The organism is Streptomyces phytophilus, assembly GCF_013870535.1.
Lineage (GTDB): Bacteria > Actinomycetota > Actinomycetes > Streptomycetales > Streptomycetaceae > Streptomyces > Streptomyces phytophilus.
The window spans coordinates 1-7571 of the sequence record NZ_JACBXC010000178.1; the positions used below are offsets into that span (position 1 = coordinate 1).

Annotated in this window: 5 protein-coding genes; 1 reads left to right on the top strand and 4 read right to left on the bottom strand. The window is 72.0% G+C overall.

The window, feature by feature from the left end:
• The 4 genes from H5J30_RS11585 to H5J30_RS11600 all read right to left on the bottom strand — a co-directional run.
• Positions 1-1370: CDP-glycerol glycerophosphotransferase family protein (locus H5J30_RS11585; RefSeq protein WP_181787350.1), on the bottom strand; the 1370-nt coding region annotated here is incomplete at its 3' end.
• On the bottom strand, positions 1367-2899 hold the full coding sequence (locus H5J30_RS11590) for a bifunctional cytidylyltransferase/SDR family oxidoreductase (protein WP_181787351.1): 1533 nt from the start codon (positions 2897-2899) through the stop codon (positions 1367-1369). The genes H5J30_RS11590 and H5J30_RS11585, both read right to left, overlap by 4 nt.
• Positions 2900-3031: 132 nt before the next feature.
• On the bottom strand, positions 3032-4579 hold the full coding sequence (locus H5J30_RS11595) for a glycosyltransferase family 2 protein (RefSeq protein WP_181787352.1): 1548 nt from the start codon (positions 4577-4579) through the stop codon (positions 3032-3034).
• A 105-nt stretch (positions 4580-4684) separates the two neighbouring features.
• Positions 4685-6070: a cation:dicarboxylate symporter family transporter gene (locus H5J30_RS11600; protein WP_181787354.1), complete on the bottom strand. Its 1386-nt coding sequence runs from the start codon at positions 6068-6070 to the stop codon at positions 4685-4687.
• A 136-nt stretch (positions 6071-6206) separates the two neighbouring features.
• On the opposite strand from H5J30_RS11600, the gene H5J30_RS11605 reads away from it, so the two are divergent.
• The coding region (locus H5J30_RS11605) for a PAS domain-containing protein (RefSeq protein WP_181787353.1) at positions 6207-7571 on the top strand (1365 nt) is incomplete at its 3' end.

Sequence of the window (7571 nt, forward strand, 5' to 3'; positions counted from 1 at the left end):
TCGACCATGGCGACGATGCGCTCATGGGCGGCCTTGGCGAGCGGGCTGACCATGCCGGTGAACGGGTGCGGCTTGTACAGCACGCGCACCGGCGGGTCGGCGGCCAGCAGCCGGCGCACGATGTTCTCGCCGGCCGCCATGAGCGAGGTGTTGCCGGGGTCGTCGGTCCAGCCCTCCCACGTCGGCGCGTAGAGGATGGTGGGGATGCGGTCGGCTCCGGGCGCCTCGGCGGGCCGGATCGGCGCCAGCTGGGGGCGGCCGACCTCCACGATGGCGTCGTCGCGGACGCCGACGTCGGCCAGCGCGTAGCGGTCGCGGCCCGCGCGGCCGGCGGTCCACACCTCGTCGTAGACCTTGGCGTACGGGTTGATGCTGGCGACCTTGTCGCTGTCGCCGTGGCCGATGAAGACGTGCTTCATCGTGGGCACCCGCAGCAGGTGGATGTTCTTGCCGACGTTCGCGGGGTACAGCGCGACCCGTACCGAGGCCAGGTCCATGTTCATCAGGTGCACGGCGGACGGCACGCACGCCACCGGCACGGTGGTGGAGGCCAGGCCCGGCAGGGTGTGCTGCTCGCGGACGATGAGCAGCGGCCGCTCGTCCAGTTCCTCCAGCGTCTCCAGCCACATGTTGATCTGGTACGTGGACTCCTTGGTGCCGGAGAAGTAGAGCACCAGGGTCGGCCGGTAGGCGCGCAGCCACTCGTCGAACCACTCCAGCACCGCGTCCCGCTTCGGCGGCAGCGCGCCGGGCCGCAGGTGGTACGCCACGACGAGGATGTACAGCACGGTCAGGCCCAGCGTCACGGCCATGCCGGCGTAGCCGTACGCGCCCCGCCCGGTCTCGGCGGCGACCAGCACCCCGGCCACGGCGAACAGGTCGAGGTGCTGGACCTTCTCCGCCGCGCGGTGGGTGAGCAGCCGCGGCGCGGCGTCGGAGATGCCGAGCGGCGAAAGGTCGATGTTGCGGGTGACGACGGGCAGCTTGCGCCGGTTGCGCAGCAGCGTCAGCAGGCCGCTGTGCGGCGCCTGGAGGGTGGCGACGAGGGCGAAGCAGGCGATGGCCTCGTAGCCGAGGGTGTCGCCGGTGACGCCCATCCGGGCCAGCAGCAGCACGAGCAGCAGCTGCCGCAGCATGAAGCGCAGCGTCAGGCCGGCGCGGGCGCGCGAGAGCCGGTTGAGCAGGTAGGCGTTGCGGCGGTGCAGGAAGTGGTCGGAGACGTAGGAGACGGCCGCGACCGCGGCGAACATGCCCAGGCTCGGGATCAGCGCGGCCACGAGCATCAGCGGGTACGAGACCAGCATCACGGCGGCGGCGCCGAACTCCGCGGTGCTGCCGACCCGGACCAGGCGAAGGAGTGCCCCCGTCACCGCACACCCGCCTCGGCGCCGCCCTCGCTGCGGTCGAGCACGGCGGCCAGCGCGCGGTCGACGCGCGAGCCGCGGGTCGGATCCTGCTGGCGTACGTCGATGACGTGGCCGGTCATCTCGGAGAGCAGCACGTCCAGGGAGGTGCGGGCGACGGCCTCGGAGGCGAGCAGCGACCCGGCGGGCTCCTCGCCGAACGCCTTGGTGCGCATCGGGGTGGCGGTGCGCTCGGGGTTGATGCAGTTGACGCGGACGCCGTCGCCGGCCCACTCGTCGGCGAGCGCCTGGGTGAGGTTGACGACGGCCGCCTTGGTGGAGGAGTACAGGCTGTACTCGGCGCGGCCGCGGGTGTAGCTGCTGGAGGTGTAGAGCAGCAGTTGGCCGCGGCTCTCGGCGAGGTACTTGTGGGAGAGCCGGGCTATCTGCACCGGCGCGAGGTAGTTGACGCGCAGGGCCTCTTCGAGGGCGGCGTCGTCGGTGTCGGCGAGCCGGCCGATGCGCAGCACGCCGGCGGTGTTGACGACGTAGTCGATGCGGCCGGTCTCGTCGTAGGCGCGGCGCAGCGCCTCCTCGATGTCGGCGGGGTTCTCCACGTGGGTGCCGGTGGTGGAGCGGCCGAGGGGGTAGACGTGCGCGCCGTAGCCGCGGGCCAGGTCGCAGATGTCGCCGCCGATGCCGTACGAGCCGCCGAAGACGACGAGCGTGCGGCCCTCCAGCAGGCCGCGGTAGGCATCCTCGTCGCCGTGCTCGGGGGCCGAGGTGGAGGCGAGCTGGAAGAGCTTGTCGGCGATGAACACGTCGACGGGGTGGGTGACCTTCATGTTGTACTCGTCGCCCGCGACCACGTGGATCGGCACGTCCGGCAGGTACTTCAGCACCACCGAGCAGTCGTCGGTGGCCTGGAAGTTCGGGTCGCCCGCGGCCACCTCGTACGCCCGCCGGATGGTGGAGAGCTTGAACGCCTGCGGCGTCTGCCCGCGGCGCAGCCGGGAGCGGTCCGGTACGTCGGTGATGAACTCGCCGTCCTCGCCGTGCCGCCGGGTGACGATGATCGTGTCGGCGGAGGGGATGGCGACGTCCACGGCCTGGTGGCGCCCCAGGGCGGTGACGCAGTCGGCGATGACCCGCGCCGAGAGCAGGGGGCGTACGGCGTCGTGGAAGAGGACGTTCGCGTCCTCGCCGGGGGCGAGGCCGGCGCCGATCTCGGCGATGGCGCGCTCGGTGGTCTCGTTGCGGGTGCCGCCGCCCTCCAGCACCCGGCGCACCTTGGTCAGCCCCGCCTTGGCGACGATCCGCTCGACGTCCTCGACGAAGCCGGGCGCCATGAGGACCAGGATCTCGTCGACGCTGTCGGCCTGCTCGAAGACCGCGAGCGTGTGCTCGATCACGGTCTTCCCGGCGATCTTCAGCAGTTGCTTGGGTATGGAGAGCCCCACGCGTTGCCCCGTGCCGCCCGCCAGCACCACGGCGGTGGTTCGGGTGGCCTGGCCGGTCGTACTCTCTGTCGGCTCCGTGGGGGCGCCTGTCGACACTGCTGCTCCTGGGTGGTGATCGTGAGCGTCAGCCGAATTCGGGGTGAATTCGGCTCGACTGAAAGACATCCGAATGATGCGCAAAGTTGTACCCGGTTACGAGCTGAGCACGAGATCGTCACCTCCCCGTGATCAGGATGCCGGGCGGACGGCTCGCCGCCCGTCCCGGCCCAGCCAGGCGAGCAGGGCCCGCGCCGGGTTCGCGCTCTCCACCCGTACCGCCTGCAAAGGCAGCTCCGACCTGCTGTTTCCCGCGATCCGCAGGGAGAGGTGCCAGATGCCGGGATGGGGCACGCGGATACGGGCCGTGAACGTCCGCTTGCCGGCCGTGCCGGGGCCGGATGTGAGGTCTTTCACGGGGTCTTCGGCGGGTGCCGGGACGGCAACCGTGACCGTGCGGCCGTCGCTCTCGCGGGTCGCCGTCAGCTCCAGCGCCACCGCGGGCAGCCGGGTGCGGCGCCGGCCGCGGACCGATAACACCCGGGAGTCCCGGCGGTCCTGCGCGACGGTGACGGACGCGGGCCGGACGAAGGAGCGGGCGCCGACCTGGCGGGTGACGTCGAAGACGGAGTCGGGCAGGCCGAGGCGGGAGTCGCGGAAGTACGGGTAGTGGGCGAAGACCCGGCCGCCCTCGACGGTGAAGTCGGCGGGCGCCAGCCAGCGGACCGGCTTGGCGCCGCCCTCGCGGTCGAGCACGTCGCGGCGCTTGCCGATGTAGCGGACGACCGCCACCGCCTCCTCGTACAGCCCGCGGCGCACCAGCTCGCCCTGGAGCCGCACGATCGCCGGGAGCCCGGCCATCGCCGTCTCGCTGTACCAGCGGGCGACGGGCTCGTGCACCGCGGCGAACATCCGGCGGGAGCGCTCGGGGTCGGACTCCTTGCGCACGCCGCGCAGCGCGCGCTGGAGGTTGACCCCGTAGAGGCGGGTGAGGAGGTGGTCGCGGCGGGGGCCCGCGGGGGTGTTCTCGCCGACGAGGGCGAACATCGCGGCGAGGGGGCCGAAGTTGCCGGCGGCGGGGCGGGGGGACTTGCGGACGGTGGTGGTGAGGTTGCCGCCGTCGTCGCGCAGCACGTAGTAAACGCAGTCGTACGAGGCGAGCACGGAGATCTTCGCGGCGTGCAGGTACACCTTCGTCACGAAGACCTGGTCCTCGCCGGTGCGCAGGTCCTCGGGGAAGCGCAGTCCGTGCCGCTCGATCAGCTCGCGGCGGACGAGCTTCATGGGGTTGAGCACCCAGAAGACCCGGGAGCTGTAGAGGTCGGCGTCGGGCTGGTCGCGCTTGAACATCGACGTCGGCGGCTTCCGCCCGCCGACGCCGACGAGCTTGCCGACGACGACGTCCGAGCCGTTCGCGTCGGCCATCGCGGTCATGCGCTCCAGCGCCTCGGGGCCGAGGTAGTCGTCGGCGTCGAGGAAGAACACGTACCGGCCGCGGGCCAGTTCGATGCCGGCGTTGCGGGGCGCGGCCGGGCCGCCGGAGTTCTCCTGGTGCACGACGCGGACGCGCCCGGGGTGCGCGCGGGCGAAGCGGTCCAGTTCCGCGCCGGTGCCGTCGGTCGAGCCGTCGTCGACGGCGACGATCTCGACGGCCGCCGGCGGCAGGCTCTGCTCCAGCACCGATTCGACGCACCTGGTCAGGTACGGCATGGCGTTGTACGCGGCGATGACCACACTCACCTGCGGCTGTTCCACTGGCCCCCCAGCACGTTCTCGATGTTGCTCAAGGAGACCGGTCCGGGGGGCCAATGGTTGTCCTGTGTTTCCGTATTCGTAACGGGTTATTCAGACCTTCACGGGCTGTGACCCCGGCTCCAGCGGGGGCTCCAGCGGGGCGTCCACGGGCTCTGCGGGCTTCGCCGCGGGCGCGGGCGCGTGGTCGTCGACGAGGGTCGCCTCGTCGAACGGCACCCGGCCCGCGAGGACGTGCTCGACGCGGTCCTTGTCGATCTCCTTGGTCCAGGTGCCGATGAGCACCGTGGCCACCGCGTTGCCCGCGAAGTTGGTCAGCGCCCGGGCCTCGCTCATGAACCGGTCGATGCCGACGATCAGGCCGACGCCGTCGACCAGTTCGGGGCGGTGCGACTGCAGCCCGCCGGCCAGGGTGGCGAGGCCGGCGCCGGTGACGCCCGCGGCGCCCTTGGAGGCGACGATCATGAAGACGAGCAGCGAGATCTGCTGGCCGATGGAGAGCGGGTCGCCCATCGCCTCGGCGATGAACAGCGAGGCCATGGTGAGGTAGATGGCGGTGCCGTCGAGGTTGAAGGAGTAGCCGGTCGGCACGGTGATGCCGACGACGGGCTTGGAGACCCCGAGGTGCTCCATCTTCGCGATCAGCCGCGGCAGCGCCGACTCCGAGGAGGAGGTGGAGACGATCAGCAGGAACTCCCGGGCCAGGTACTTCAGCAGCCGGAAGATGTTGACGCCGGTGAAGAACTTCAGCACCAGTCCCAGCACCACGAAGACGAACAGCGCGCAGGTGACGTAGAAGCCGATCATGATCATGGCCAGCGACTTCAGCGCGTCCACGCCGGTCTCGCCGACGACCGCCGCGATGGCGCCGAACGCGCCCACCGGGGCCACCCACATGATCATCGCCAGCACCCGGAAGACCAGCCGCTGGAGGTGCCCGATGCCGATCAGCACCGGCTCGCCGACGCGGCCCATGGCCTGGAGCGCGAAGCCGACCAGCAGCGCCAGGAACAGCGTCTGCAGCACCTCGCCCTCGGTGAAGGCGGAGACCATGGTGTGCGGGATGATCCCGAGCAGGAACTCGGTGGTCGACTCGGCGTCGCCGGCGGCGGCCTGGTCGGCGCCCGCGCTGCGGGTCTCGTCGGTGATGTGCAGGCCGTCGCCGGGCTGCACGATGTTGCCGACGACCAGGCCGATGGCCAGCGCGGCGGTGGACATCACCAGGAAGTAGCCGAGCGCCAGCCCGCCGACCGCGCCGACCTTGGCGGCCTTGCGGACCGAGCCGATGCCCAGCACGATCGTGCAGAAGATGATCGGCGAGATCATCATCTTGATCAGGTTGACGAAGCCCTCGCCGATCGGCTTCAGCTCCACTGCCGCGTCCGGCGCGGCGAAGCCGACCGCGACGCCCGCGAGCACGGCGACGATGACGGCGAGATACAGAAAATGGGTGCGGTCCCGCTTCACGCGGCCCGCCACGGGGGTGGGTGCAGCCACGTCGCTGCCTCCTCACGGCTCGGTGTCCCTGCGGTCCCGGTGAATATGTCGGCCGGCGCGGACGGCGTCACCGTTGCGTTCATTTCGTTCACGTGACCGGTCCGGCGACACTGGGTCCATGCGCCTCCCCCGCCCCCGCAGCCTGGCCGGCCAGCTCTTCGCGATGCAGGTCGTGCTGGTCGCGCTCATGGTGGCGGGGGCGGCGGTCTTCATGTACGTCACGGCGCACGACCGCGCGGAGGAGGCGGCGGCCCGGCAGGCGGAGAGCACGGCGCGGTCCGTGGCGGCGGCCCCGGGGGTGGCCGAGGCGATCACCGGCGGCGGCAACCCGTCCGACGTCCTCCAGCCGTACACCGAGCGGGCCCGGCGGGGCACCGCGGTGACGTTCGTCACGATCATGGCCCCCGACGGCACCCGCTTCACCCACCCCAACCCGGACGTGATCGGCGAGGCGTTCCTCGGCCACACCGCCCGGGCGCTGCGCGGCGAGACGTTCAGCGAGACGTACACGGGCACGCTCGGCCCGTCGCTGCGCGTGGTCACGCCGGTGCGGGCGGCCGACGGGCGGATCGTCGGGCTGGTGAGCGCGGGGATCACCATCAAGACGATCAGCGACGAGGTGCGGCGGCAGCTGATGCCCGTGCTGTACGTCGCGGCGGGGGCGCTGGCGCTGGCGGGGCTGGCGACGTACCTCATCAACGCCCGGCTGCGCCGGCACACGCACGGCATGAACGCGGGCGAGCTGAGCCGGCTGCACGACTACCACCAGGCGACGCTGCACGCCGTGCGCGAGGGCCTGCTCATGCTCGACGGCGCGGGGCGGATCGCGCTGGTCAACGACGGGGCGCGGGAGCTGCTCGGCATGGGCGGGGACGGCGACGTCGTGGGCCGGCCGGTCGCCGACCTCGGGCTGCCGGCGCCGCTGACGGAGGTGCTGCTGTCGCCGGAGCCGCGGGTCGACGAGGTGCACCTGACGCGGGATCGCACGGTGGTCGTCAACACCTCGCCGGTCACGGGCGGCGAGCACCGCGGCACGGTCGTCACGCTGCGGGACGTCACGGAGCTGCAGACGCTGACGGGCGAACTGGACTCGGTACGGGGCTTCGCGGAGGCGCTGCGCTCGCAGGCGCACGAGTCGGCGAACCGGCTGCACGCGGTGGTCTCGCTGATCGAGCTGGGGCGCACGGCGCAGGCGGTGGAGTTCGCCACCGCGGAGCTGGAGCTGGCGCAGACGCTGACGGACCGGGTGACGGGGGCGGTGACGGAACCGGTGCTGGCGGCGCTGCTGCTGGGGAAGGCCGCGCAGGCGAACGAGCAGGGGGTGGAGCTGGTGCTGAGCCCGGACAGCCGCATCGACGACGGCGTACTGCCCCCGACGCTGCCGGCCCGGGACCTGGTGACGGTGCTGGGCAACCTGATCGACAACGCGGTGGACGCGGCGGCGGAGGGCGCGAGGACCCGGACGGCGTCCGGGGTACGGGAC